This window comes from Gordonia sp. HS-NH1, assembly GCF_001418765.1.
Lineage (GTDB): Bacteria > Actinomycetota > Actinomycetes > Mycobacteriales > Mycobacteriaceae > Gordonia.
Map to the genome: position 1 here is coordinate 58,511 of NZ_LIYC01000002.1, position 22,918 is coordinate 81,428.

At 69.1% G+C, this 22,918-nt stretch carries 21 protein-coding genes and 1 tRNA gene; 8 read left to right on the forward strand and 14 right to left on the reverse strand.

The window, feature by feature from the left end; genetic code table 11:
- Positions 1 to 12: 12 nt before the first annotated feature.
- Both AMD30_RS02095 and AMD30_RS02100 read right to left on the reverse strand, forming a co-directional pair.
- The gene (locus tag AMD30_RS02095) at positions 13 to 483 is read right to left on the reverse strand and encodes a CinA family protein (RefSeq protein WP_014926726.1); all 471 of its coding nucleotides are present in this window, start codon (positions 481 to 483) and stop codon (positions 13 to 15) included.
- 160 nt (positions 484 to 643) lie between these two features.
- Positions 644 to 2,074, reverse strand: a complete 1,431-nt coding sequence (locus tag AMD30_RS02100; protein WP_055474587.1) for an MFS transporter — start codon at positions 2,072 to 2,074, stop codon at positions 644 to 646.
- 139 nt (positions 2,075 to 2,213) lie between these two features.
- Here AMD30_RS02100 and AMD30_RS02105 point away from each other — a divergent pair, with 139 nt between their 5' ends.
- Positions 2,214 to 3,137 (forward strand): manganese-dependent inorganic pyrophosphatase, encoded by a 924-nt coding sequence (locus tag AMD30_RS02105; RefSeq protein WP_014926724.1) that lies wholly within the window; start codon positions 2,214 to 2,216, stop codon positions 3,135 to 3,137.
- A 15-nt stretch (positions 3,138 to 3,152) separates the two neighbouring features.
- Here the strand turns inward: AMD30_RS02105 and AMD30_RS02110 are convergent, their stop codons facing one another.
- Entirely contained in the window at positions 3,153 to 3,917 is a 765-nt protein-coding gene (locus AMD30_RS02110; protein ID WP_055474588.1) for a crotonase/enoyl-CoA hydratase family protein, read from the reverse strand.
- Between the two features lie 13 nt (positions 3,918 to 3,930).
- Positions 3,931 to 7,521, reverse strand: a complete 3,591-nt coding sequence (gene metH / locus AMD30_RS02115) for a methionine synthase (protein WP_055474589.1) — start codon at positions 7,519 to 7,521, stop codon at positions 3,931 to 3,933.
- 51 nt (positions 7,522 to 7,572) lie between these two features.
- On the opposite strand from metH, the gene AMD30_RS02120 reads away from it, so the two are divergent.
- Positions 7,573 to 8,451, forward strand: a complete 879-nt coding sequence (locus AMD30_RS02120; RefSeq protein ID WP_004019089.1) for a PAC2 family protein — start codon at positions 7,573 to 7,575, stop codon at positions 8,449 to 8,451.
- A 16-nt stretch (positions 8,452 to 8,467) separates the two neighbouring features.
- Here the strand turns inward: AMD30_RS02120 and AMD30_RS02125 are convergent, their stop codons facing one another.
- The 6 genes from AMD30_RS02125 to AMD30_RS02150 form a co-directional block, all read right to left on the reverse strand.
- A complete protein-coding gene (locus tag AMD30_RS02125; RefSeq protein WP_010841070.1) occupies positions 8,468 to 8,776 on the reverse strand; it encodes a hypothetical protein in 309 nt (102 codons plus the stop codon).
- 58 nt (positions 8,777 to 8,834) lie between these two features.
- A complete protein-coding gene (gene mshC / locus AMD30_RS02130) occupies positions 8,835 to 10,085 on the reverse strand; it encodes a cysteine--1-D-myo-inosityl 2-amino-2-deoxy-alpha-D-glucopyranoside ligase (protein WP_055474590.1) in 1,251 nt (416 codons plus the stop codon).
- Positions 10,086 to 10,172: 87 nt separating this feature from the next.
- A complete protein-coding gene (locus AMD30_RS02135) occupies positions 10,173 to 11,027 on the reverse strand; it encodes an SCO1664 family protein (RefSeq protein ID WP_055474591.1) in 855 nt (284 codons plus the stop codon).
- Positions 10,999 to 11,733, reverse strand: coding sequence for a DUF3090 domain-containing protein (locus AMD30_RS02140; protein WP_035716969.1), 735 nt, complete (start codon positions 11,731 to 11,733; stop codon positions 10,999 to 11,001). Before AMD30_RS02140 ends, AMD30_RS02135 begins: the two co-directional genes overlap by 29 nt.
- Positions 11,734 to 11,758: 25 nt before the next feature.
- Entirely contained in the window at positions 11,759 to 12,520 is a 762-nt protein-coding gene (locus AMD30_RS02145; protein WP_055474592.1) for an MSMEG_4193 family putative phosphomutase, read from the reverse strand.
- A 68-nt stretch (positions 12,521 to 12,588) separates the two neighbouring features.
- Positions 12,589 to 13,431 (reverse strand): undecaprenyl-diphosphate phosphatase, encoded by an 843-nt coding sequence (locus tag AMD30_RS02150; protein WP_035716968.1) that lies wholly within the window; start codon positions 13,429 to 13,431, stop codon positions 12,589 to 12,591.
- A gap of 100 nt (positions 13,432 to 13,531) precedes the next feature.
- Here AMD30_RS02150 and AMD30_RS02155 point away from each other — a divergent pair, with 100 nt between their 5' ends.
- From AMD30_RS02155 to AMD30_RS02165, 3 genes are read left to right on the forward strand one after another with little or no spacing between them, the layout of a single operon-like run.
- Positions 13,532 to 14,608 (forward strand): YncE family protein, encoded by a 1,077-nt coding sequence (locus AMD30_RS02155; protein WP_231632628.1) that lies wholly within the window; start codon positions 13,532 to 13,534, stop codon positions 14,606 to 14,608.
- On the forward strand, positions 14,605 to 14,949 hold the full coding sequence (locus tag AMD30_RS02160; protein WP_055474593.1) for a DUF5703 family protein: 345 nt from the start codon (positions 14,605 to 14,607) through the stop codon (positions 14,947 to 14,949). The genes AMD30_RS02155 and AMD30_RS02160 overlap by 4 nt, the downstream gene beginning before the upstream one ends.
- Positions 14,943 to 16,079: a quinone-dependent dihydroorotate dehydrogenase gene (locus tag AMD30_RS02165; RefSeq protein ID WP_055474594.1), complete on the forward strand. Its 1,137-nt coding sequence runs from the start codon at positions 14,943 to 14,945 to the stop codon at positions 16,077 to 16,079. Before AMD30_RS02160 ends, AMD30_RS02165 begins: the two co-directional genes overlap by 7 nt.
- A gap of 52 nt (positions 16,080 to 16,131) precedes the next feature.
- Here AMD30_RS02165 and AMD30_RS02170 read toward each other — a convergent pair whose 3' ends face one another.
- Together AMD30_RS02170 and AMD30_RS02175 are read right to left on the reverse strand one after the other, a co-directional pair.
- Positions 16,132 to 16,677 carry a YbhB/YbcL family Raf kinase inhibitor-like protein gene (locus tag AMD30_RS02170; protein ID WP_010841061.1) on the reverse strand — a complete coding sequence of 182 codons (546 nt, stop codon included), beginning with the start codon at positions 16,675 to 16,677 and terminating at the stop codon, positions 16,132 to 16,134.
- Between the two features lie 105 nt (positions 16,678 to 16,782).
- Complete coding sequence (locus AMD30_RS02175; RefSeq protein WP_055474595.1) at positions 16,783 to 18,117, reverse strand: M20/M25/M40 family metallo-hydrolase; 1,335 nt, start codon at positions 18,115 to 18,117, stop codon at positions 16,783 to 16,785.
- A gap of 119 nt (positions 18,118 to 18,236) precedes the next feature.
- On the opposite strand from AMD30_RS02175, the gene AMD30_RS02180 reads away from it, so the two are divergent.
- Positions 18,237 to 18,325 (forward strand) — tRNA-Leu (locus AMD30_RS02180).
- 90 nt (positions 18,326 to 18,415) lie between these two features.
- Here the strand turns inward: AMD30_RS02180 and AMD30_RS02185 are convergent.
- Together AMD30_RS02185 and AMD30_RS02190 are read right to left on the reverse strand one after the other, a co-directional pair.
- The gene (locus AMD30_RS02185) at positions 18,416 to 19,345 is read right to left on the reverse strand and encodes a mechanosensitive ion channel family protein (RefSeq protein WP_014926711.1); all 930 of its coding nucleotides are present in this window, start codon (positions 19,343 to 19,345) and stop codon (positions 18,416 to 18,418) included.
- 92 nt (positions 19,346 to 19,437) lie between these two features.
- Positions 19,438 to 20,700, reverse strand: coding sequence for a M23 family metallopeptidase (locus AMD30_RS02190; protein WP_055474596.1), 1,263 nt, complete (start codon positions 20,698 to 20,700; stop codon positions 19,438 to 19,440).
- Between the two features lie 112 nt (positions 20,701 to 20,812).
- Here AMD30_RS02190 and AMD30_RS02195 point away from each other — a divergent pair, with 112 nt between their 5' ends.
- Both AMD30_RS02195 and AMD30_RS02200 read left to right on the forward strand, forming a co-directional pair.
- Complete coding sequence (locus AMD30_RS02195; protein WP_044507899.1) at positions 20,813 to 21,877, forward strand: nucleoside hydrolase; 1,065 nt, start codon at positions 20,813 to 20,815, stop codon at positions 21,875 to 21,877.
- A gap of 9 nt (positions 21,878 to 21,886) precedes the next feature.
- Positions 21,887 to 22,837: an LLM class F420-dependent oxidoreductase gene (locus AMD30_RS02200; protein ID WP_055474597.1), complete on the forward strand. Its 951-nt coding sequence runs from the start codon at positions 21,887 to 21,889 to the stop codon at positions 22,835 to 22,837.
- Positions 22,838 to 22,918 lie beyond the last annotated feature (81 nt).

A 22,918-nucleotide genomic window follows, 5' to 3' on the forward strand; every position in this document is an offset into this window, starting at 1 on the left:
GTGATCCGGCGTTCAGGACCGCAGACAGGACTCGATCAATGCCAGCGAGTGTCCGATGGTCTTGGCCAGGACTTCCTCGGGTTCGCCGTCGAACACCTCACGCGACGCACTGACCCGGCCGCGGTGGTCCAGACCGAACCACACCGTGCCCGGCGCAGCCTCGTCCGGTTCGGGTCCGGCTTCGCCGGTCACCGCGACGACGAGATCGGCGTCGAAGAGGCGGGCGGTCGTCGCCACCATCGCGCGCGCCGCCGTCTCGCTCACCACCGGCCCCTCGGGCACGTCGAGCAGGCTGTACTTGACGTCCTTGTGATAGGCGACGACGCCACCGCGGAACCACGTACCCGCATTCGGCGCCTTGCTCAGCTCCGTCGCCAGATTGCCACCGGTCAGCGATTCTGCGACCGCGATCCGCACACCGGCCTCCATCGCGGCGTCGGCCACGCGCCGGCAGGTCTCCGAGAAATCACTCACATCGGACATGTGTCGCTCCCTTCGCGTCGGCGTCGATCACCGATGGTTCGTATCCATTCGACGGCGGCCTGAAACGACTACCTGGTAGGTGGTGGTGCCGACGGCGTCGGGCTGCGATCTCGAGGACAGGACCCGCCCCCACAACGACCCTGAGTCCGCGCGTCATATCTCACGCCGTCCAGATGCCCGACGTGGACTCGAACCGGTCGCGGGTACGTACCGCTGTCCGGGCCGCCCAGGCGCCGGTGGCGAGGTAGGCCAGCGCCGTGACGGCCACGCCGCACAGGGTCACCACCACCCAGAAGGGACGCGCGTTCGACGCCAGTTCGTCGGCCACCGCGCCCGCCGTTCCCGAGAACGCGATGGCCCCCGAGACCGCCACGCCCAGCGCGGTACCCACCTGGCGACCGGTGGACGCCATCGCGGAGGCGAGACCGGCCTGGGTCTGCGGCATTCCCGAGACCGCGGCGTTCGTGATGGGCGCGTTGACCAGTCCGAACCCGATGCCGAACACGAGGTAGGCCGCGCCGAGGTGGATGAACGCGGTGTCGGGGCCGACGCCGAGGAGCAGCAACCCGCCCGCCGCCATCCCGACTCCACCCGCGGACAGCGGCGTCCTCGCGCCCCGGGCGGCCACGAGACGCCCGGAGACGGGTGCACAGCACGCGGAGGCGACCGCCATCGGCAGCAGCATCAGACCTGCCCCGAGCGGGGTGAGTCCCCGGACTTCCTGCAGGTAGAGGGTGTTGAGGAAGAGAAACCCCCCGGTGGCCGCGAACGCGATCACCGCGCAGACGACAGCGATGCCGAACGGCGCACTGCCGAAGAACCGGGGGTCCAGGAGAGGTTCCTCGCGTCGGGACTCGTACCAGACGACGATCACCGACGAACATGCGGCGACCACGAAACAACCGACGATGGCGCCGGACGTCCAGCCCAGGACGTGGCCCTCGATGATCCCGAAGGTCAGGGTCGACAGCAGGACGAAGATCAGCAGCTGACCCACCACGTCGGTCCGCCGACCGCGCGGCGCCCTCGACTCCCGGATGTACCGCCTGCTCAGGACGACGGCGAGAACGCACACCGGAACGTTGAGCACGAAGATCGCCTGCCAGCCCAGACCGGACACCAGTGCCCCGCCGACGACCGGGCCGAAGGCCAGACTCGCCCCGAATGCGCCTCCCCACAGCCCTATTGCGCGAGCGCGCGCTCGCGGCTCGGTGAACACGGCGGTGACGATCGACAGCGCCACCGGATTCAGCATCGATCCCCCGACCGCCTGTACCGCGCGGGCGGCGATGAGGACCTCCGGTGTCGGCGACACCGCGCAGAACACGGAGCCGGTCCCGAAGATCACCAGGCCGACCCCGAAGATGCGCCTGCGTCCGAGCCGGTCTCCGGTGGTGCCGCCGAGGATGAGCAGGCTCGCGACCACCAGCGTGTAGGAGTCGACCACCCATTGCAGCTGCGACGGCGTGGCGTCGAGATCGGCACGGATCGACGGAAGTGCCACGTTGACCGCGGAGGTGTCGAGTCCGACGAGGAACATGCTCAGACAGCAGACGACCAGGATCACGCGTGGACGTCCGGTCGTGGACATGGGGCCAATCTAGAACGATCCCCGCGGTGCGGGCGTCAGCTCGACGAGGATCCACCCTCGCGGAACGACACCCACGATCTGCCGGGATCGTCGTAGTCTGGGCCCACGCGTCGTCGCCCAGGGAGAAAGCCGAGGTCCCATGTCGAAGATCCTGGTGTTCGGACACCGCAACCCCGACACCGACGCCATCGGGGCCGCGATCGGCCTCGCCGGCCTCGAAGCCGCGCTGGGCAGTGACGTCGAAGCCGTGGCCCTGGGCCATCCGAGCCTCGAAACCGCCTTCGCGCTGGAGCATTTCGGCCTCGACGCACCGCGTGTGATCGAGACCGCCGCGCCGTCGGACGTCATGCTCGTCGATCACAACGAACGACAGCAGAGTGTCGCCGACATCGCCGACGTCACCGTGCTGAAGGTCATCGACCACCATCGGATCGCCAACTTCGAGACGGCGGCGCCGCTGTACGTTCGCGTCGAGCCCGTCGGGTGCACCTGCACGATCCTCACCCGGATGTATGCGGAGAACGGCGTCGAGATCCCCCGCCCGGAGGCGGGCATCATGCTCTCGGCCATCATCTCCGACACCCTGCTGTTCAATTCGCCCACCTGCACCGACGCTGATCGTGCGGCTGCGGCGGAGCTCGCCGCGATCGCCGGTGTCGACGTCGATGAGTACGGCGACGCACTGCTCCGCGCGGGCACCGCACTCGGTGACGAGCCGGCGTCGGCGATCATCGGCCGGGACTCCAAGAGCTTCGCGATGGGACCGAAGACGGTGCGGGTCTCGCAGCTCACCACCGTCGACTCCGCCGAGGTCCTCGACCGGCGCGACGAGTTCTTCGCCGCGATGACCGCCGAGAAGGACGCCGCGGGGTACGACCTGTATCTGCTGCTCATCACCGACGTGATCGCCTGCGACTCCGACCTCCTCGTGGTCGGCGAGCCGGCCGCGGCCGTCGAGCAGGCTCTGGGGGTCTCCGTCATCGACGGTCATGCCTTCGGCAAGGGCATCGTGTCGCGCAAGAAGCAGATCGTGCCGCAGTTGACGGAGGCGCTGGCCGGTTAGGCGCCAGACCGGCGCCTATCCGACGCCCTCGCCGTGCCGGCCCGCCCCACCGGCGAATCTGGTTGCGCCCGCGAGTGTGTCGGCCGCCAGCGAGGCCATGCCGTGGCGCAGTTCATTGGCGATCGCCGCATCGGTGTCCATGCCGTCCTGTTCGAGAACCGACAGCCGGTCCTCACGCATGCACGTCTGCGGAAACGCCGCGATCTCGGTGGCCAGGGCGATCGCGGCCGTCAGCGCCGTCCCGGACGGTACGACGCGGTTGGCGAGCCCGATCGACAGCGCCTCCTGCGCCGGTACCGCCCGGCCGGTCAGCACGAGATCCATCGCCCGGCTCTCCCCGATCAGGCGCGGCAGACGGACCGTGCCGCCGTCGATCAGCGGAACGCCCCAGCGACGGCAGAACACCCCGAAGACGGCGTCGTCGTCGGCCACGCGCAGGTCCGCCCACAACGCGAGCTCGAGCCCGCCCGCCACGGCGTGCCCGGAGACCGCGGCGATCACCGGCTTGGACAACCGCATCCGCGTCGGACCCATCGGACCGTCGCCGTCGGGTGCCACCCGGTTCGGCTCGCCCTCCGAGATCGCCTTGAGATCGGCACCGGCACAGAATGTCCCGCCCTCGCCGTAGAGCACCGCGACGGACACCGAGTCGTCGGCGTCGAACCGGCGGAACGCATCCGCCAGCGCGTCGGCAGTCACCCGGTCGACCGCGTTGCGCCGATCGGGCCGGTCGATCCCGATGATCCGCACCGGCCCCTCGGTCCGCTCCCGAACCGTCATCTCGTGTCCCCGATCAGGTGTTGAAGTACTTGGCCTCCGGATGGTGCAGCACGAACGCGTCGGTCGACTGCTCGGGATGCAACTGCAACTCCTCGGACAGTTCGACGCCGATCCGGCCGGGCTCGAGCAGCTCGATCATCTTGGCCCTGTCCTCGAGGTCGGGGCAGGCACCGTAGCCGAACGAGAAACGCGCACCGCGGTATTCGAGGTCGAAGAAGCCCTGCGCGTTCTCCGGGTCCTCGCTGTCCATCGTGCGGTCGCCGAACGTCAGCTCGCTGCGCACGCGCTGATGCCAGTACTCGGCGAGCGCCTCGGTGAGCTGGACGCCGATGCCGTGCACCTCGAGGTAGTCGCGGTAGGCGTCCTCGGCGAACAGCTTGTTGGCGAAGTCGGCGATCGGCTGTCCCATGGTGACGAGCTGGAACGGCAGCACGTCGACCTTGCCCGCCGCCTTCGCGTCGTCGCGCGACCGGATGAAGTCCGCGATGCACAGGAACCTCGACCGCTGCTGGCGCGGGAACGTGAAGCTGAACCGTACCGGCGCATCCGGTTCCGGCTCGGTGAGCACGTGGACCGTGTCCCCCTCGCTCACCGCCGGGTAGTAGCCGTAGACCACCGCGGCGTGCTGCAGGATGTTCTCGGTCGACAGGCGATCGATCCAGTAGCGCAGGCGCGGACGGCCCTCGGTCTCCACCAGCTCCTCGTACGACGGTCCGTCACCGCCGCGCGCACCGCGGAGTCCCCACTGGCCCAGGAACAGGGCGCGCTCGTCGAGGAGCTGCATGTAGTCCGCGATCGGGACGCCCTTGACGATCCGCGACCCCCAGAACGGCGGCGTCGGGATCTCGTTGTCGGCGGCCACATCCGAGCGGGCCGGCACCTCGACGGGCGTCTCGGCGGCCTTGCGCTTGGCGGCGATGCGCTTGGACCGGTCGTGCCGGGCCTTGCGTTCGGCGGCCTTCTCCGCCGCCGCCTTCGCCTCGGCGCTGTCCGGGTCGGGTCCCCCGCCGCGCTTGGCCGCCATGATGTCGTCCATCAGGCGCAGACCCTCGAAAGCGTCGCGCGCATAGTGCACGTCGCCCTCGTAGGTCTCCGAGAGATCGTTCTCGACGTACGAGCGGGTGAGCGCCGCGCCGCCCAGGAGGACCGGGTACTCGCCGGCGAGACCCCGGGAGTTGATCTCCTGGAGGTTCTCCTTCATCACCACGGTCGACTTCACCAGCAATCCGGACATGCCGATGACGTCGGCCCGCTTGTCCGCGGCGACGTCGAGGATGGTCGCGATCGGCTGCTTGATGCCGATGTTGACGACCTCGTAGCCGTTGTTGGACAGGATGATGTCGACGAGGTTCTTGCCGATGTCGTGCACGTCGCCCTTGACCGTCGCCAGGACGATGCGGCCCTTGCCGTCCTCCCCGGTGGCCTCCATGTGCGGTTCGAGATGTGCCACCGCGGTTTTCATGACCTCGGCGGACTGCAGCACGAACGGCAGCTGCATCTGACCCGATCCGAAGAGCTCGCCGACGGTCTTCATCCCCGACAGCAGTGTGTCGTTGATGATCGACAGCGGCGGCACCTGCGTCATCGCCTCGTCGAGATCGTCGGTGAGCCCGTTGCGCTCGCCGTCGACGATCCGGCGCTCCAGCCGCTCGAACAGCGGCAGCTTGGCGAGTTCCTGGGCCCGCGACTCGCGCGCCGAGGCGGCGGAGACACCCTCGAAGAGCTGCATGAGCTTCTGCAGCGGGTCGTAACCCTCGCGCCGGCGGTCGTAGACGAGATCGAGGGCGACCTCGCGGTGCTCCTCGGGGATCCGGGCCATCGGCAGGATCTTCGACGCGTGCACGATCGCGGTGTCGAGGCCGGCCTGCACGCACTCGTGCAGGAACACCGAATTGAGCACCTGTCGCGCAGCGGGATTGAGTCCGAACGAGATGTTCGAGATGCCCAGCGTGAAGTGCACGTCGGGGTGCGCTTCATGCAGCCGGCGGATGGCCTCGATGGTCTCGATGCCGTCGCGCCGGACCTCCTCCTGACCCGTCGAGATCGGGAAGGTCAGGGTGTCGAGGATGATGTCCTCCTCGGCCAGGCCCCAGTTGCCGGTGATGTCGGCGATGAGCCGCTCGGCCACCCGGACCTTCCAGTCGGCGGTGCGCGCCTGTCCCTCTTCGTCGATGGTGAGCGCAACGACCGCCGCGCCGTGTTCGACGACCAGTTGCATGATCTTGGTGAACCGGGAGTCCGGTCCGTCGCCGTCCTCGTAGTTCACCGAGTTCACCGCGCAGCGCCCGCCCAGCGACTCCAGACCGGCCCGGATGACCTCCGGCTCGGTGGAGTCGAGCATGATCGGCAGCGTCGACGACGTCGCGAATCGACTCGCGAGGGCGGTCATGTCGGCGGCACCGTCGCGGCCCACGTAGTCGACGTTGAGGTCGAGCATGTGGGCGCCGTCGCGGGTCTGGTCCTTCGCGATGTCGAGGCACTTCTGGTAGTCCTCGGCGATCATCGCCTCGCGGAAGGCCTTGGAACCGTTGGTGTTCGTGCGCTCACCGATGACCAAGAAGCTCGCGTCCTGGTCGAAGGGCACCGCGGAGTAGAGCGACGACGTCTCCGACTCGTGCTCCGGGGTACGGGTCGCCGGGGTCACCTCGGCGACCGCCGCCGCGACCTGCCGGATGTGTTCGGGCGTCGTCCCGCAGCAGCCGCCGACGAACTCCAGTCCGAATTCCCCGACGAACTGCGCCATGGCCTGCGCGAGTTCCTCGGGTGTCAGCGGGTACTCGGCACCGTTGGGGCCCAGGACCGGCAGACCGGCGTTCGGCATCACCGACACCGGGATACGGGCGTGCTTGGACAGGTACCGCAGGTGCTCGCTCATCTCCGCCGGACCGGTGGCGCAGTTCAGGCCGATGAGGTCGATCCCGAGGGGCTCCAGCGCGGTCAGCGCGGCGCCGATCTCCGATCCGAGGAGCATCGTGCCGGTCGTCTCGACCGTGACGTGGGTGATGATCGGGATCCGGCGACCCACCCGCTCCATCGCGCGACGGGCGGCCACCACCGCCGACTTGACCTGCAGCAGATCCTGGGAGGTCTCGATCAGGACCGCGTCGGCCCCGCCTTCGAGCATGCCGATGACGCATTCGAGGTAGGCGTCGCGGATGGCCGCGTACGTGGTGTGGCCGAGGCTGGGCAGCTTGGTGCCCGGCCCGATCGATCCGAGTACGAACCGGTCGATGCCGTCGGCCGAAGGACCCATCTCGTCGGCGACGCCGCGCGCGATCGCCGTGCCCTTGTACGACAGTTCACGGATGCGGTCGGCGATGTCGTAATCGCCCAGATTCGACAGGTTGCAACCGAAGGTGTTGGTCTCCACGGCGTCGGCGCCGGCCTCGAAGTAGGCGCGGTGGATGCTCTCGAGGACGTCGGGACGGGTGTCGTTGAGGATCTCGTTGCAACCCTCCAGGCCGCGGAAGTCGTCGAGAGTCAGATCGGCGGCCTGCAGCATGGTGCCCATCGCCCCGTCGCCGATCAGCACCCGGCGCGACATCGACGACAAGAATGTCGTGTCGAAATCGCGAGGATCGGTTCCGGAGTATTCAGGGGACATGGTTGACAGCGTAGTTCGCCCTCTCTGCGTGTTCGGTCGTAGGCTGGATCGGTGAACGCTGAGCAGACGTCGAACCTTCCCCAGCTGCGCAGACCCATTCTGCTCGCGGCCTTCGAGGGATGGAACGACGCCGGGGACGCCGCCAGCAGCGCCGTCGAGCACCTGGCACTCGAATGGGACGCCCGACCCCTCGCCGACATCGACTCCGATGAATACTACGACTTCCAGGTCAATCGCCCCACCGTGAATCAGATCGACGGTGTCACGCGCCGGATCGACTGGCCGACGACGTCCATCTCGTACTGCAGTCCGCGCGGCGCCGACCGCGACATCGTGCTGGTCCGCGGGATCGAACCCAACATGCGGTGGCGGGCGTTCTGCGCGGAGATCGTCGACCTCGCGCAGGAGCTCGGGGTCGAGACCACGGTGATGCTGGGCGCCCTGCTCGCCGACACCCCGCACACCCGCCCGGTGCCGGTGACCGGCGCCGCCTACAGCAGCGAGTCCGCGGCCCGCTACAACCTCGCCGAGAGCCGCTACGAGGGGCCCACCGGCATCACCGGGGTCCTCCAGGACCTCTTCGTCCAGGCGGGCCTGCCGGCCGTGTCGTTCTGGGCGGCGGTCCCCCACTACGTGTCGACGCCGCCGAACCCGAAGGCGACGGTGGCGCTGCTGACCCGGGTCGAGGAGGTCCTCGACATCGAGGTGCCGCTGGGCACGCTCCCCGAACAGGCGGAGGAATGGGAACGTGCGGTCACCGAGATGACCGAGGACGACGAGGAGATCGCCGACTACGTGCGCGGGCTCGAGGAGCGCGGCGACGCCGAGGTCGATCCGGACGAGGTGATGGCGAAGATCGACGGCGACGCCCTTGCCGCCGAGTTCGAGCGCTATCTCAAGCGCCGCGGTCAGGGTCCGTTCGGATCCTGAATCCGGATGCCGGGCGTCAGCCGATCTTCTCGATCGACACCACGGGCGTGGTGATCCGCCAGGTGCGGACGTCGGGATCGTCGGCGGCGCGCACCCAGAACTGCGCGGATTCTCCCAGGCGACAGGACTTCACGCCGAGCAGCGGGATGTCCTCGGAATCACGCCGGAGCCGGCTGACCGTCCAGTCCTCGTTGTCGGTGCCACCGACCCCGGGGGCTCGCAGGAGCGTCATCTCGCTGAAATCCAGCAGATAGGTCGACGTCCGGGTGACGACGGTGTACACCCCGGCGTCGGTCTCTGGTCGGATCTCTTGCACGCGCGTCACGCCAGCACTCTACCCAGACGCCGCCGAGCAGACATCTCGGTGCGCAGCACAGCGCTCCTCAGACGCCGGGCGCCGGTGGGATCCCGAGCAGTGCGTCGACCGCGGCCGCGAGTTCGGCGGGCGCCGTCGTCGACGAACCGATGCCGTTGCGCACGTCCGCGCACCAACCGTCGACTGCGGCAAGCGCTTTGGGGGTGTCGAGGTCGTCGGCGAGGTGCTGGCGGAGGCGCGCGATGACCGGCCCGGCGTCGGGTCCGGTGCGCGCGCCGAGCGCCGCACGCCACCGGGCGAGTCGTTGCACGGCGGTGTCGAGGACCTCGGCGGTCCACATCCGATCACCGCGGTAGTGGTCGGCGAGCAGTGCGAGGCGGATGGCCGCCGGGTCCACCCCGTCGCCGCGCAGCACCGAGACGAACACGAGGTTGCCGCGGCTCTTGGACATCTTCTCGCCGTCGAGGCCGACCATTCCGGTGTGCACGTAGTGCCGGGCGAACCGTCGCGAACCGGTGAGGGCCTCACCGTGCGCGGCGGAGTACTCGTGGTGCGGGTAGATGAGATCGTTGCCGCCGCCCTGGATGTCGAACTCGATCCCGAGCCGGTTCAGCGCGATCGCCGAACACTCGATGTGCCAGCCCGGGCGGCCGGGTCCGAACGGCGACTCCCACGACGGTTCGCCGGGACGTTCGGCGCGCCACAGGAGCGCGTCGAGCGGATCGCGCTTGCCGGGACGATCGGGGTCGCCGCCGCGCTCGGCGAAGAATCGCGCCATCGTCTCGCGGTCGTAGCCCGACTCGTACCCGAACTGTTCGGTGGCGTCGGTGCGGAAGTAGACGTCCGGGAACTCGGCGTCGTCCACGGTGTAGGCGGCACCGGAGGCCAACAGCTTGTCGACGACCTCGACGACCTCGTTGACCGACTCGACCGCGCCGATGTAGTCGCGCGGCGGCAGTACACGCAGGGCGGTCATGTCGTCGCGGAACAGCTGCGTCTCCCGAGCACCGAGGTCGCGCCAGTCGATGCCGTCGCGGTCGGCCCGCTCGAACAACGGGTCGTCGACGTCGGTCACGTTCTGGACGTAGTGGACCTCGTGACCCTGATCGCGCAGCACCCGATTGACCTGATCGAAGGTCACGTAGGTGGCGGCGTGCCCCAGGTGGGTGGCGTCGTAGGGGGTGATGCCGCAGACGTACATGGTCGCCGTCGCCCCGGGCGAGACGGGACGGACCGCACGGTCGGCGGTGTCGTAGAGACGGAGGGCGGGTCCACTGCCCGGAACGGCGGGGAGTTCGAGATCGGGCCACGACTGCATGCGTCCACTGTATTGCCCACGGCGCGCGAGCTGTTCACTCCCCTCGCGCCCGCCGGACCGTACCGCCTCAGGACGTCTCCGGACACCTCAGAACGGCGGCCACGGAATCGGCCGATGGCCGGGCGGATGCGGCATGGTCGCGCTCTCGGCGACCACGATCGCCCGGATCGCCAGCGACTCGACCTCGTCGGGGGTGATGTGTTCGACGAGCTGCGTGCGCAGCGCCGATCCGTCGGTCTCCAGACTCTCGGCGAGCTCGGCGATGTCGGCCACGAGGTGCCCGGGGACCGGCTCCCCCGCCCAGCCCCACAGAACCGTCCGCAGCTTGTCCTCGCTGTGCAGGCAGATCCCGTGATCGATGCCGTAGACGCCGCCGTCGAGCCCCTCCAGCACATGCCCGCCCTTGCGGTCGGCGTTGTTGAGGATCACGTCGAGCACCGACATCCGCTGAAGTCGCGGGTCGTCGGCGTGCACCAGCACGACGGGGTCGCCGTACGGGTCGTAGGCCTGGAGCACGGCGAGGTAGCCGGCGGGTACGGCACCCACCGGGCACAGGTCGACGAGGTCGACCCGCGGTTCGGTCTCCGGGATCGGATGATCGGTGTTGTCGGGTGTCTCGACCCAGCGCTGCACCATCCCGGGCCCGAGCGGGCCGTCGCGGTGCACGGTGGTCGGAATGGTGTCCCAGCCGAGCGCTTCGGAGATCAGGTACGACGCGACCTCCCGTCCGGCGAGGGTGCCGTCGGGGAAGTCCCACAGCGGGACCTCCCCGCGCACCGGCTTGTAGACACAGCGCACGGAGGTCTGCGTGTCGAGCACCGCGTCGCACACGAGCGTCGCATTGCTGGCCGACGGGATCCGGCCGAGGATCGTGAGTTCGCCTTCGCGGAGGACGTGGTCGGCCGCGGGCTCGTCAGTCACGCGCGGAGGGGTCGGCGTCACCGGGCTCGTCGGGGTCGTCGGACTCCCCGGGCGGCGGTGCGCCCCCCTCTTGGCCCAAGGGGTCCTCGTCGACCGCAAGGCCCGGATCGCCCTGTGCAGCAAGGCTGTTGAAGACATCGGGGTCGATGAAGTCGAGGGACTTGCTCAACTCCGCATCCCGCTTGTAGCCGTTGGTCCGGATACACAGGTGGCCCTCGGGGTCGAGCGGTTCGCTGCACAGCGGGCACGGCTGCCGACCCGCCGAGATCACCTTCGACGACCGCGCGGCGAACTCACGGGCGGCCGCGGTGGTCAGGAAGACCCGCACCGCGTCCGGACCCTCGTCGGTGTCGTCGAGCACGACGCTCTCGTCGAACTCCCCCTCCGTGACGGCGAGCAGCTCGACCACCACGGCCTCGGACTCCGCATCCCATCCCAGACCCATCGTGCCGACCCGGAACTCGGCATCGACCGGCATCACCAACGGACTCAGGTCGCCGACCCGGTCGGTCTCCGGCGGGATCGGGGTGCCGAAGCGGCGGTGGATCTCGTCGAGCAGTGCGCCGATCCGGTCCGCCAGGATCTGGACCTGCTGCTTCTCCAGCATCACGCTGATGATGCGGGCCTCGTGGACCGCCTGGAGGTAGAACGTACGGTCACCGGGCTGCCCGATCGTGCCCGCCACGAAGCGGTCCGGGCTCCGGAACACATGGATGGCTCGAGACATCACACCTCCTTCGTCGTCTGGTTCATTATCCCGATGTCGCCGGGATCGTCGCGGTCCCGTTCGGCGACGGCGCGACGTCCGCCCCGGTGTCGCCGCCCACGACCGCGTCGTCGGCGGACCGCTGCCCGTCCTCGGCCGGCGGCGGGGGCTTCGGTATGGACAGGTTCTCGGTGGTGTTCACCGTGTGCACGTACGGCCGCGACGACGCGTACCGGATCACGCTGATCGACGCCGGCTCGACGACGATGCGCTGGAAGGCGTCGAGATGAGTGCCCATGGCGTCGGCGATGATCGACTTGATGACGTCGCCGTGCGAGCAGGCGATCCACACCCCGGAGCCGTCGGGTCCACCATGGATCCGGTCCAGTTCACGGATAGCACGCACGGCCCGGGCCTGGACGTCGGCCAGACCCTCTCCGTCGGGGAACACCGCGGCCGAGGGCTGCTGCTGCACGACCTTCCACAGCGGTTCCTTCAGGAGTTCCGAGATCGACCGACCGGTCCATTCGCCGTAGTCGACCTCCGCGAGATCGTCGACGACGATCTCGGGCGGCGCCTGCCCGTCGGTGCCCAGCGCGGCCAGCAGTGGCGCGACCGTCTCGGCGCACCGGTCGAGCGGCGACCGCGCCACCGCCCGGATGGAGCCGAGATGGTCGCCGAGGCGTCGAACAAGATCGTCGGCCTGGGCGCGCCCGCGGTCGTCGAGATGGACGCCGGCGCTGCGACCGGCGAGCACCCCCGAGGTGTTCGCCGTCGAACGGCCGTGCCGGAGAAGGATCACGGTCATCCCACAACCATAGGCACCGGCCGCGCGGGCCCGCACGGCGCGCGGAGTCCGGCGCGGCGGGCGCGGCGTCATGTCGCCGAGATCACGCCCGTCGACAGCAACACGATCAGCGTCACGCCGAGCACGATGCGGTAGGCGCCGAACCAGTTCATCGAATGCGCGCTGACGAATTTCAGCAGCCAGGCGATCGCGGCATAGCCGACGACGAAGGCGATCAGCGTCGCGACGAGCAGCTGCGCCCCGCTGGCCTGCATGCCCTCTCCGCTGGGGTCGAAGGCGTCGGGGAGGCTGAACAGGCCCGACGCGGTGACCGCGGGGATGGCCAGCAGGAACGAGAAGCGGAACGCGGCTTCACGCTCGAGCCCGAGGAACAGACCCGCACTCGCCGTGGCGCCGGAGCGCGACACCCCCGGGATCAGCGCGAGGCACTGCGCGCCGCCCATCACGAGGCCGTCGCGCAGGGTCAGCTGCTCGAGGTTCCGTTGCTTCTGCCCGTACCGTTCGGCCAGCCAGAACACCCCGGCGAACAGGATGAGCATGATCGCTACGAGCCACAGGTTGCGACCGGTGGTCCGGATCTCGTCTTTGAACAGGTAGCCGATCAGTCCGATCGGGATGGTCGCGAAGATCACATACCAGCCGATCCGATAGTCGACGTTCCGCTCGTCGGCGTGGCGCAGACCCCGGAACCAGGCGGTGACGATGCGGATGATGTCGCGGCCGAAGAACACGAGGACCGCGGCCTCGGTCCCGAGTTGGGTGACCGCGGTGAAGGAGGCGCCGGCGTCCTCGCCGAACATCAGCTCGGAGGCGATCCGGAGATGTCCGGAGGACGAGATCGGCAAGAACTCGGTGAGGCCCTGCAACGCCCCGAGGACGATCGACTGGGTCCACGTCATGGTGTCGGTCACGGCGCCCGATGCTACTTGGGACCGCCCCGGTCGACCCGACTGGCGACACGGCCTCGACCCTCCCGACCGGCGTTCGGATGCGGTCACGCAAGATGGGGACATGTCCTCGCCGCGACCATCCCAGCCCCCTCACCAGTTCCGCACGGGCGTCTCGCGATTGCGCGGTCCGGTCGCCGCGGCGGCGGCACTGGTGATCGGTGTGGGCATGATCACCGCGTGCGGATCCGACGACGGCACGCCGGACGTACCGACCGTGACGCCGGCGACCGCACCCGAGGCGCCGGCGAGTTCGGCGTCGGCGCCCGCCGGCACCGTCGTCCCCGCGCCCGCCGGGGCGCGCGCGCTCGCGACGTCGGGCGGGACCGTCGCCGTCCTCTCGGCCGACGGCAACCAGATCCTCCGCTACGACGCGGGAAACGTGACCGCGCCGCCGCAGACCATCGCCGTCCCGGGCCTCGTCGCCCTGGCTGAGGGTGACGACGGCGGGTATGTCGGCGCCGGCCCAGGTGTGCTCGTCGTCGTCGACGCCGAGGGCCGGGTCCAGACCGGCGATCTCGAGTCCGACCAGCCGACCGCGGTGACGCGCACCCCGACCGGCTTCCTCGTCGTCGGCACGGCGGACGGACGGGTTCTCGTGTACGACCCCGACTTCGCGAAGAAGCACGATGTCGATCGGTTCGTCCGGGTGGACTCGCTGACGGCCGCGCCGGAATCAGCCGGGGAACTCGGCGGGCAGGTCGTCGTGCTGGATCGCGCACAGTCGTCGGTGACCCCCGTCGACCCCGGCTCCGGCGAACTCGGGCCGGCTCTTCGTGCGGGCAACGGGGCGACCAACTCCACCGTGGACGAGTTCGGACGGGTGCTGGTGGCCAACACGCGCGACGGCGAGATCCTCGGCTTCTTCGGATCACCTCTGGTGATGCGCTTTCGCTACCCGGTGGCGGACGGACCGTACGCCGTAGACTACGACGACACCCGGGACCGGCTCTGGGTGTCGACGACCGGCAACAACGAGGTGGTGGCCTATGACCTGGCGGACGGCGAACCCACCGAGGTCCAGCGGTTCGCCTCGGTCGTGCAGCCCGACCGGATCGCGGTCGACGAGTCGGGCACCGTCTACGTGCTCTCCGCGCGCGACGGCGGACTCCAGGTGGTCACCGATGAGCGGGCCGAATGAGTCCTGATAGGTCGGGCACGCGACCCGGACGCACCACGGCACGGCACGGTTCCCGCTATCCGGACGGCTGGGAGGTCACCACGGAGGACGTCGAGTGCGTCCTGTTGCGTCTGCCACCCGATGTGACCCGCGTGACCGCCTCGATGCGCCTGGCCCTCGAAGCCGAGTTCGGCGGCTGGGAACTGTCGCGGGTGCGGCTCTACTCCGACGGCACCCGGAAAGTGCTGCTGAAGCGGCGCCGCCCGCCGCGTGGTTCACGCGGCTCCCACAGCGACGACTCGGCCGACGATCGGTCCCCCGACCAGAACGGCCACGACCCCCGGAGCGCACGCGCATGCTGAAGTCCCGCAATGCCACCGGAGTACTTCCCGTCCTCAACCGGTGGTGCTACCCCCTCCTGCGCTCGATCATGTTCCGCGTCGATCCGGAGCGGATCCACCACATCGTCTTCGCGGTCCTGCGCGTCGTCGGACGGTTTCCGCCGCTGGCGTTCCTGACCGCCAAGCTGCTGGCCCAGCACGACCCGGTCCTGCGCACACGGGTCTTCGGTGTCGACTTCCCCGCCCCGATCGGTCTGGCGGCCGGGTTCGACAAGACGGCCGGTGCGGTGAACACCTGGGGCCAGATCGGATTCGGCTTCGCCGAGATCGGCACGATCACCGGTCAGGGGCAGCCCGGCAATCCGACACCGCGCCTGTTCCGTCTTCCCGCCGACCGTGCGCTGATCAACCGGATGGGCTTCAACAATCCGGGTGCCGAGGAGGCCGCGCAGCACCTGATGGATGTCCGACGGGGGCCGGTCTCGGTGCCCATCGGCGCCAACATCGGCAAGACCAAGGTCGTCCCGGTCGACGACGCGATCGACGACTACCGGCGCTCGGCCGAATTGCTGGGACCCCTGTCGGATTTCGTCGTCGTCAACGTGAGTTCGCCCAACACCCCGGGGCTGCGGGATCTGCAGGCCGTGGACTCGCTGCGGCCCATCTTGACCGCGGTACTCGGTGTGGTTCACGTCCCGGTGCTGCTCAAGATCGCGCCCGATCTCGTCGACGACGACGTCGACGCCGTGGCGGATCTGGCGGTCGAACTCGGCCTGGCCGGAATCGTCGCCACCAACACCACGATCGGTCGTGAGGGTCTGCGCAGTTCGTCGGACGAGGTCCGGGAGATCGGTGCGGGTGGCCTGTCCGGGCCGCCGGTCGCCGCGCGCTCGCTGACCGTCCTGCGCCGGCTCTACAACCGGGTGGGCGGCCGGATCGCGCTCGTCAGTGTCGGCGGCATCGAGACGGTCGACCAGGCCTGGGAACGGATCTGCGCCGGCGCCGACCTCCTGCAGGTCTACACCGGCTTCATCTACGGAGGCCCGGTGTGGTTGACGGAGCTCCACGCCGGCCTCGCACAGCGGGCGCGGGCGGGTGGCTTCGCCTCGATCTCCGACGCGGTCGGTTGCGCGGCGCGCAACCAGCCCTGAGGGTCATCGATGGCCCGGCGGTCTCGCACCACCGGGCCATCGATGGCCGGAGTCAGACGTTCTCGCCGGGCTGTTCGTAGGTACCGACGAGGGTTGCGCGCGCGATCGCGTGGGAGAACAGGTTGAATCCCAGGTACGCGGGCGTCGCGTTCTCCGGCAGACCGAGGGACTCGGTGTCGACGGCGTGCACGACGACGAAGTACCGGTGCGGACCGTGTCCGGGCGGCGGCGCCGCACCGATGTACCGGCGCAGCGAGGCGTCGTTGCTGAGGGTGACCGCGCCCTCGGGCAACCCGGAACCCTCCTCGTCGCCTGCGCCTTCGGGGAGGCTCGTGACCGAGGCGGGGATGTCGGCGACAGCCCAGTGCCAGAACCCGGCGGCGGTGGGAGCGTCGGGGTCGTACACGGTGACGGCGAAACTCTTGGTCTCGGCGGGGAACCCGGACCAGCTCAGCTGCGGCGAGAGGTCCTCGCCACCCGCGCCCATGATCCCGCTCACCTGTCCGTTGGCCAGCGCGGCCCCGTCGGTGAGGCTCTCCGAGGTCAGGGTGAAGCCGGGGAGGCTCGGTAGCGGGGAGTACGGGTCGAATGACGACATGTGTTCACCTTTCTCACGTTTCGCGCGTCGGAAGAGTGCGGGGCATTCTCCGACCGATAGGTCAGGGTCGCCGAAGAAGCCGTGCTGCTCACTCTAGGTGAGGGTTCAGCTGTGCCGCAGAAAGTGCTCGAAGACCTTGGTGCCGAACAGAACCGAGTCGACGGGCACGCGCTCGTCGACGCCGTGGAACAGCGCCGCGAAATCGAGTTCGGGCGGTAGTCGCAACGGCGCGAAGCCGAAGCACCGGATGCCCAGCTTCGCGAACGCCTTGGCGTCGGTGCCGCCGGAGAGCATGTACGGCACCGTCTTTCCCTGCGGGTCGTGTTCGAGGACGGCGGCATTCATCGCCTCGACCAGATCGCCGTCGAAGGTGGTCTCGTAGGAATCGAGATGGGTGATCCACTCGCGCCGCACGTTGGGACCGATGAGTTCGTCGATCTCCTTCTCGAAGGCGGCCTGGCGTCCGGGGAGCACCCGGCAGTCGATGACCGCCTCCGCCTTCTGCGGGATGACATTGGCCTTGTAGCCGGCCTTGAGCATCGTGGGATTGGCGGTGTCGCGGAGCGTCGCGCCGATGATCCGCGCGAGATTGCCCAGTTTGAACAGCGACGTCTCCAGGTCGGGCGCCTCGGGACTCAGGCCCAGGCCCGTTTCCGCGCTGACCTCGGCCAGGAACTGGCTCACCGACTCGGTCATCACCAGAGGGAACCGGTGCCGTCCGATCCGAGCGACCGCCTCGGCGACCTCGGTCACGGCGTTCTCCTCGTGCAGGAACGATCCGTGTCCCGCGCGGGCCTCGGCGGTGAGTCGCATCCACGCGAGGCCCTTCTCGGCCGTCTCGACCAGATAGAGCCGCCGCTGCGTGCCGTCGGGCCGGTCGACGGTGAGTGAGAAGCCGCCGACCTCGCCGACCGCCTCGGTGATGCCCTCGAACAGGTCGGGCCGGTTCTCGACGAGCCAGTGCGAACCCCACGACCCGCCGGCCTCCTCGTCGGCGAGGAAGGCGAACACGAGCTCACGGGGCGGGACGGTGCCGTCCCGTTTGAACTGCCGCGCGAGCGCCAGGGCCATGCCGGCCATGTCCTTCATGTCGACCGCGCCCCGACCCCAGATGTAACCGTCCTTGATGGCCCCGGAGAACGGATGCACACTCCAGTCGGCCGGCTCGGCGGGCACGACGTCGAGGTGGGCGTGGATGAGCAGTGCGCCACGGTCCGAATCCGGAGGTCCGGCGAGCCGCGCGAACACGTTGCCCCGGCCCGGCCGCCCGGATTCGACGTACTGGGTCGTGTAGCCCACCTCCTCGAGCTGCTCGGCCACCCAGCGGGCGCACTCCTCCTCGCCCTTGGTGGTCTCGGGCTCGCCCGTGTTGGAGGTGTCGAAACGGATCAATCGACTGACCAGATCGACCACTTCGTCGGTCGCAGACTGTGTAGACACCCCTCACTCCTACGGGATTTGGGATACACGGGCAACCTCGGTTAGGGTTATCCCGCTGCAGCGAGACGGTCGAAAGATCACCGGCGAGAGATCGCCGGAACACTCACCGCGGCACGCAGGTCCGAGTGGCGGAATGGCAGACGCGCTAGCTTGAGGTGCTAGTGTCCTATTAACGGACGTGGGGGTTCAAGTCCCCCCTCGGACACCACGAGAACAACGAGAAGAACCCCGGCTCACCGCCGGGGTTCTTCTCGTTGTGGGTTGATCGTCTTGCGGGTCAATCGTCCCGCCGCAGCCCTCAGGGCGCGACGGAATCCGCCAGCGCCCCCCAGGCCCGCGAGTACGGCAGGTCGATCGAGTTCTCCACGAACGACCGCAGGATCGCCCGGCGCAGTCGTCGCTGCACCGCCCACTGGCCGTTCGGCTTGGTCTTCACCGTCAATCGCAAGACGACCTGATCCGACGACACCTCCTGGACGCCGAGCATCTCGATCTGTCCGAGAATGTCCGTCGAGTCCTCCTCGATCGCGGTGCGGGCCGCGTCATCGGCCACCTGCTGCGCCTTGTCGATGTCGGCGCCGGGTGCCACCGGGACGTCGACGCGCGCAACCGCGAACTCCTGGCTCATGTTGCCCACGCGGGCGATCTCACCGTTGCGGACGTACCAGAGGGTGCCGTCGATGTCGCGCAGGGTGGTCACACGCAGTCCCACCGACTCCACCTCGCCGACCGCCTCGCCGAGGTCCACGATGTCACCCACGCCGTACTGGTCCTCGAGCAGCATGAACACACCGGTCACGAAGTCGCGCACCAGATTCTGCGCACCGAAACCGATTGCGAGGCCGACGATCCCGGCCGAGGCGATGAACGGTGCGATGTTGACGCCCAGCACGCTGAGCACCGACAGCACGACCCAGACGAGCAAGACGATCGAGACCGTCGATTTCAGTACCGAGCCGATCGTCGCGGCCCGCTGGGCCCGCCGCGCGGCGATCTGCGCGTTGCGTTCGGTGGATGCCGACTTGGAGCGCAGCCCGCGCATGAGGGCCGCACCCCGGCCCGGCTCCCCGCCGGCGGCCCGTGGCCGGGTGGCGCGGTCGATGGAGCGGTGGATGACGAACCGGACGATCAACGCGACGATCACGTAAGCGACGATGCGAGCGGGATTCTCGATCAGCCATTCGCGATTCGTTTCCGTCCATTCGAAGGCAGAGTCCTGAATCGACATGGGTCCGACCGTACGGACGATGACATCGTTGTCCAGTCACCGCGGCACCCCGCCGGCGCGGCAGGGCGGATGTGCGGGATCGGAAACCGTTGTCAGCCTGCGGTGAACGTGACGATGTTCTGATCGAGGATCATCTGATCCTCGTGTGTGCTCTCCGTCACGCCGGGTACGAGCCGCAGCGGCACCCCGGTTCCCTCGGAGACGTCGAAGGCCGCGGTGTCGGCCACCCGCCCGGTGATGGTGAACTCCTCGGTCACACTCGGGACACCCTGGGACCCGAGGAACTCCGGTCCGTTCATGACATGCACATGCAGGTGTGGTGCCACCGAGTTCCCGCTGTTGCCGACCTTGCCGATGACGTCGCCGCGCCGTACGCGATCGCCCGGCGCGAAACGCACCGAACCGGGTTGCATGTGCGCATAGTTCACATAGAAGCCGTCGCCGATGTCGAGAACGAGGTTGTTGCCGTCGGCGTCTGCGATCGCCAGATCCGCGGGAAACGACCCCGGCGTCTGCTCCGGCAGATCGTTGCGACTGGCGACGACCGTGCCGTCGGCCACGGCGAGCACGTCGTCGCCGAAGATCCGATAGCTCGCGGGGTCTTTCGCGTCACCGACGAAGATCCTTCCGTCCGCGTCGGCCTGCTCCCAATCCACCGCGTAGCGCTGGGCGAGGACGGGAGACCCGTTCAGCGGGAGGATCGCGCGGGTGTGCCGGACCGCGTCGCAGCACGCGTCGGCGGCGATGTAGCGTTCGCCGACGAGCGGGGGTCCCAGGACCGGGACGGTCGAGTCGCTCACCGTGACGGGCGCGATGCGTTCGTCGACCTCCCGCATACCCGGCGGTGCCGCGTCGGCGCGCACCGAGACCTCGTGGACGAGTTGCTTCGGCGCTTCCGACGAGAAGACGACATGGAGGAAGAGGACTCCGTTCTGTCCCGGCGCCAGCACCTGCGAGTACTCCTCCGGTGCTCCCGGGGCCGGCGGCACCGACGGTGCGCCGGTGGGCTTGAGCCGGGTGCGGACCCCGTTCTCGTCGAGGACGAGGAGCGGTTCGTCGTCCTCGGTCGCGTCGAGCACCTCCACCCCGACGATCGTCACCGGTGTGCGCATGTAGTTGGTCAGCGAGACCTCGTAGACGAGGTGGTTGTTCCCGTCGGAACCGGCGAACGGCGTCGGGGCGAACATCACCGAACCGACCACCGGTGTGACGACGGGCTCCGATGGTGCGCCGCTCGACGAGGCCGCGGCACTGCCCGAGGAGGCGTCCGGATCCGACGAATCCGTGCCGCACGCGCTCACCAGGAGTATCGCGCCGGCGCCGAGGGCGGCCAGCGCGAGTCGTGTCGAGGCCATCGGCTCCTCCGGGACTCATCAGGCCGACGACCGTTCGTCCCGGCTGCGGTGAGCGTAGGGGCCCGGCGGGGTGGCGCGCCGACCTTCGGGCCGCACCCGGCACAATTGTGTGGTGACCCAGCGCCTGTTCTTCGACTGCGACACCGGAATCGACGACTCGCTCGCGCTGATCTACCTGCTCGCTCGCGCCGATGTCGACCTCGTCGGCGTGGCGTCGACCGCAGGCAACGTGCCCGTCGACGTCGTCACAGCCAACAATCTCTCGTGGCTGGAACTGTGCGGTCGCACCGAGGTACCGGTCCACACCGGTTCGGCCACTCCCCTCGTCGCCGCCCTGATGACCACCGAGGACACGCACGGACCGCTGGGCGTCGGACACGCCGAGCTGCCGGCTCCGACGACGACACCCAGCCATCTCGACGCCGCCGACGCCTGGATCGAGGCCTCGCAGGCACACGACGGCGAACTCGTCGGCCTGGTGACCGGACCGCTCACGTCTCTGGCGACCGCGATCCGACGGGATCCGGGCCTACCGGCTCGTCTGCGGCGTCTGGTCATCATGGGCGGCGCCTTCCACACGCACGGCAACACGACGCCCACCTCGGAGTGGAACGTCGCCGTCGATCCGGAGGCGGCCGCCGAGGTGTTCGCCGCGTTCGGCACCGCGGGCGCCACCGAGCCCATCGTCTGCGCACTCGATATCACCGAGTCGGTCATCCTGACCCCCGACCACGTGGTCCGGCTCGCGGCCGCCGCCGGCAGCACACCCGTCGAGTGCCCCGACCCAACCGACGACCGCGGACTCCGATCGGTCGCCGACAACGAGCTGATCCGGCACCTGGTCGACGCCCTGCGGTTCTACTTCGAATTCCACGACGACCACGACGAGGGCTACATCGCCCACCTCCACGACCCGTTCGCCGCGCTGGTCGCGCTGGCCCCCGACACGGTGCAGACGCGCGCCGCGCGCGTCGACGTCGAACTCGCAGGCACCCTGACCCGGGGCATGACCGTTGCCGACGAACGGTGGATGACCTCGCCGGGACCCAACGCCCGTATCGCGACCTCCGTCGACGTGGACGCCGTGTTCGACGAACTCATCGAGACGATCGGCGCGTTCGCCCGCAGCCGTGCTCCCGAGGTCGTCGGCACCGCCCCGGAGAAGTCCACGGACTAGTCTGGACGGGTGACTCGACTCGGTTACCAGATCCCGAACTTCACCTACCCCGGAGTCGCCGCCGACCAGCTGTTCCCCACCGTGGTCGCGCAGGCACGCGAAGCCGAGGACTCCGGCTTCGACACCGTGTTCGTGATGGACCACTTCTATCAGCTGCCGATGCTGGGCGAGCCCGACGATCCGATGATCGAGTGCTACACCCTTCTCGCGGCTCTTGCCCAGCACACCTCGACGGTGCGCCTGTCGTCGCTGGTCACCGGAAACACCTACCGCAACCCGACCCTGCTCGCGAAGACGATCACGGCACTCGACGTCGTGTCCGGCGGTCGGGCCCAGCTCGGCATCGGCGCGGGATGGTATGAGCTGGAACATGATTCCCTCGGCTACGAGTTCGGGACGTTCACCGACGGGTTCGAGCGTCTCGAGGAGGCGCTGCAGATCATCCTCGGCATGCTCGCCGGGGAGGCACCAAGCCTCGACGGCAAGCGCTACCGGGTCGTGAAAGCCCTCAATGTGCCGGCGCCGCTGTCGAAGATCCCGGTGATGATCGGCGGCGGGGGCGAACGCAAGACGTTGCGGATGGTCGCGCAGTACGCCGACGAATCGAACCTGCTGTGCTTGCCCGCCGACATCCCGCGCAAGCTCGACGCCCTCGCCGAACACTGCGAACGGCTCGGCCGGGACCGCTCGGAGATCACCGTGACCGTACAGACGTCGGCGTGCGTGGCTCCGACCCACGACGAGGCGAATGCCGAGCTGGAGGCCTACCTGCAGCGCACACCGGCGGCCGAGGTGCGCCGCGGGTCGACGATCGTCGGCGACCCCGACGAGGTCGCCGCCCGCTACGCCGACATCCTGGCCACCGGGGTCGACGGCGTCACCGTGAACGCACCCGCCAACGGCCATGTGCCGGGGCGGGTCTCGCTTCTCGGCGAGACGCTCGCGCCGCTGCTTGCCTGACCGCGGCCACCACTACTCCCTGAGGTGCGAGCGAAGCCACCCACTGCTCCCTGAGGTGCGAGCGAAGCGAGCCACGAAGGG

What these genes read in the sequence shown, in the direction of transcription:
- AMD30_RS02155 (WP_231632628.1), top strand. Translation starts at nt 13,532, where the DNA reads ATGTCCTCGCCGCGACCATCCCAGCCCCCTCACCAGTTCCGCACGGGC.
- metH (WP_055474589.1), bottom strand. Translation starts at nt 7,521, where the DNA reads ATGTCCCCTGAATACTCCGGAACCGATCCTCGCGATTTCGACACGACA.
- AMD30_RS02185 (WP_014926711.1), bottom strand. Translation starts at nt 19,345, where the DNA reads ATGTCGATTCAGGACTCTGCCTTCGAATGGACGGAAACGAATCGCGAA.
- AMD30_RS02190 (WP_055474596.1), bottom strand. Translation starts at nt 20,700, where the DNA reads ATGGCCTCGACACGACTCGCGCTGGCCGCCCTCGGCGCCGGCGCGATA.
- AMD30_RS02095 (WP_014926726.1), bottom strand. Translation starts at nt 483, where the DNA reads ATGTCCGATGTGAGTGATTTCTCGGAGACCTGCCGGCGCGTGGCCGAC.
- AMD30_RS02165 (WP_055474594.1), top strand. Translation starts at nt 14,943, where the DNA reads ATGCTGAAGTCCCGCAATGCCACCGGAGTACTTCCCGTCCTCAACCGG.
- AMD30_RS02100 (WP_055474587.1), bottom strand. Translation starts at nt 2,074, where the DNA reads ATGTCCACGACCGGACGTCCACGCGTGATCCTGGTCGTCTGCTGTCTG.
- AMD30_RS02105 (WP_014926724.1), top strand. Translation starts at nt 2,214, where the DNA reads ATGTCGAAGATCCTGGTGTTCGGACACCGCAACCCCGACACCGACGCC.
- AMD30_RS02145 (WP_055474592.1), bottom strand. Translation starts at nt 12,520, where the DNA reads ATGACCGTGATCCTTCTCCGGCACGGCCGTTCGACGGCGAACACCTCG.
- AMD30_RS02160 (WP_055474593.1), top strand. Translation starts at nt 14,605, where the DNA reads ATGAGTCCTGATAGGTCGGGCACGCGACCCGGACGCACCACGGCACGG.
- AMD30_RS02170 (WP_010841061.1), bottom strand. Translation starts at nt 16,677, where the DNA reads ATGTCGTCATTCGACCCGTACTCCCCGCTACCGAGCCTCCCCGGCTTC.
- mshC (WP_055474590.1), bottom strand. Translation starts at nt 10,085, where the DNA reads ATGCAGTCGTGGCCCGATCTCGAACTCCCCGCCGTTCCGGGCAGTGGA.
- AMD30_RS02140 (WP_035716969.1), bottom strand. Translation starts at nt 11,733, where the DNA reads ATGTCTCGAGCCATCCATGTGTTCCGGAGCCCGGACCGCTTCGTGGCG.
- AMD30_RS02110 (WP_055474588.1), bottom strand. Translation starts at nt 3,917, where the DNA reads ATGACGGTTCGGGAGCGGACCGAGGGGCCGGTGCGGATCATCGGGATC.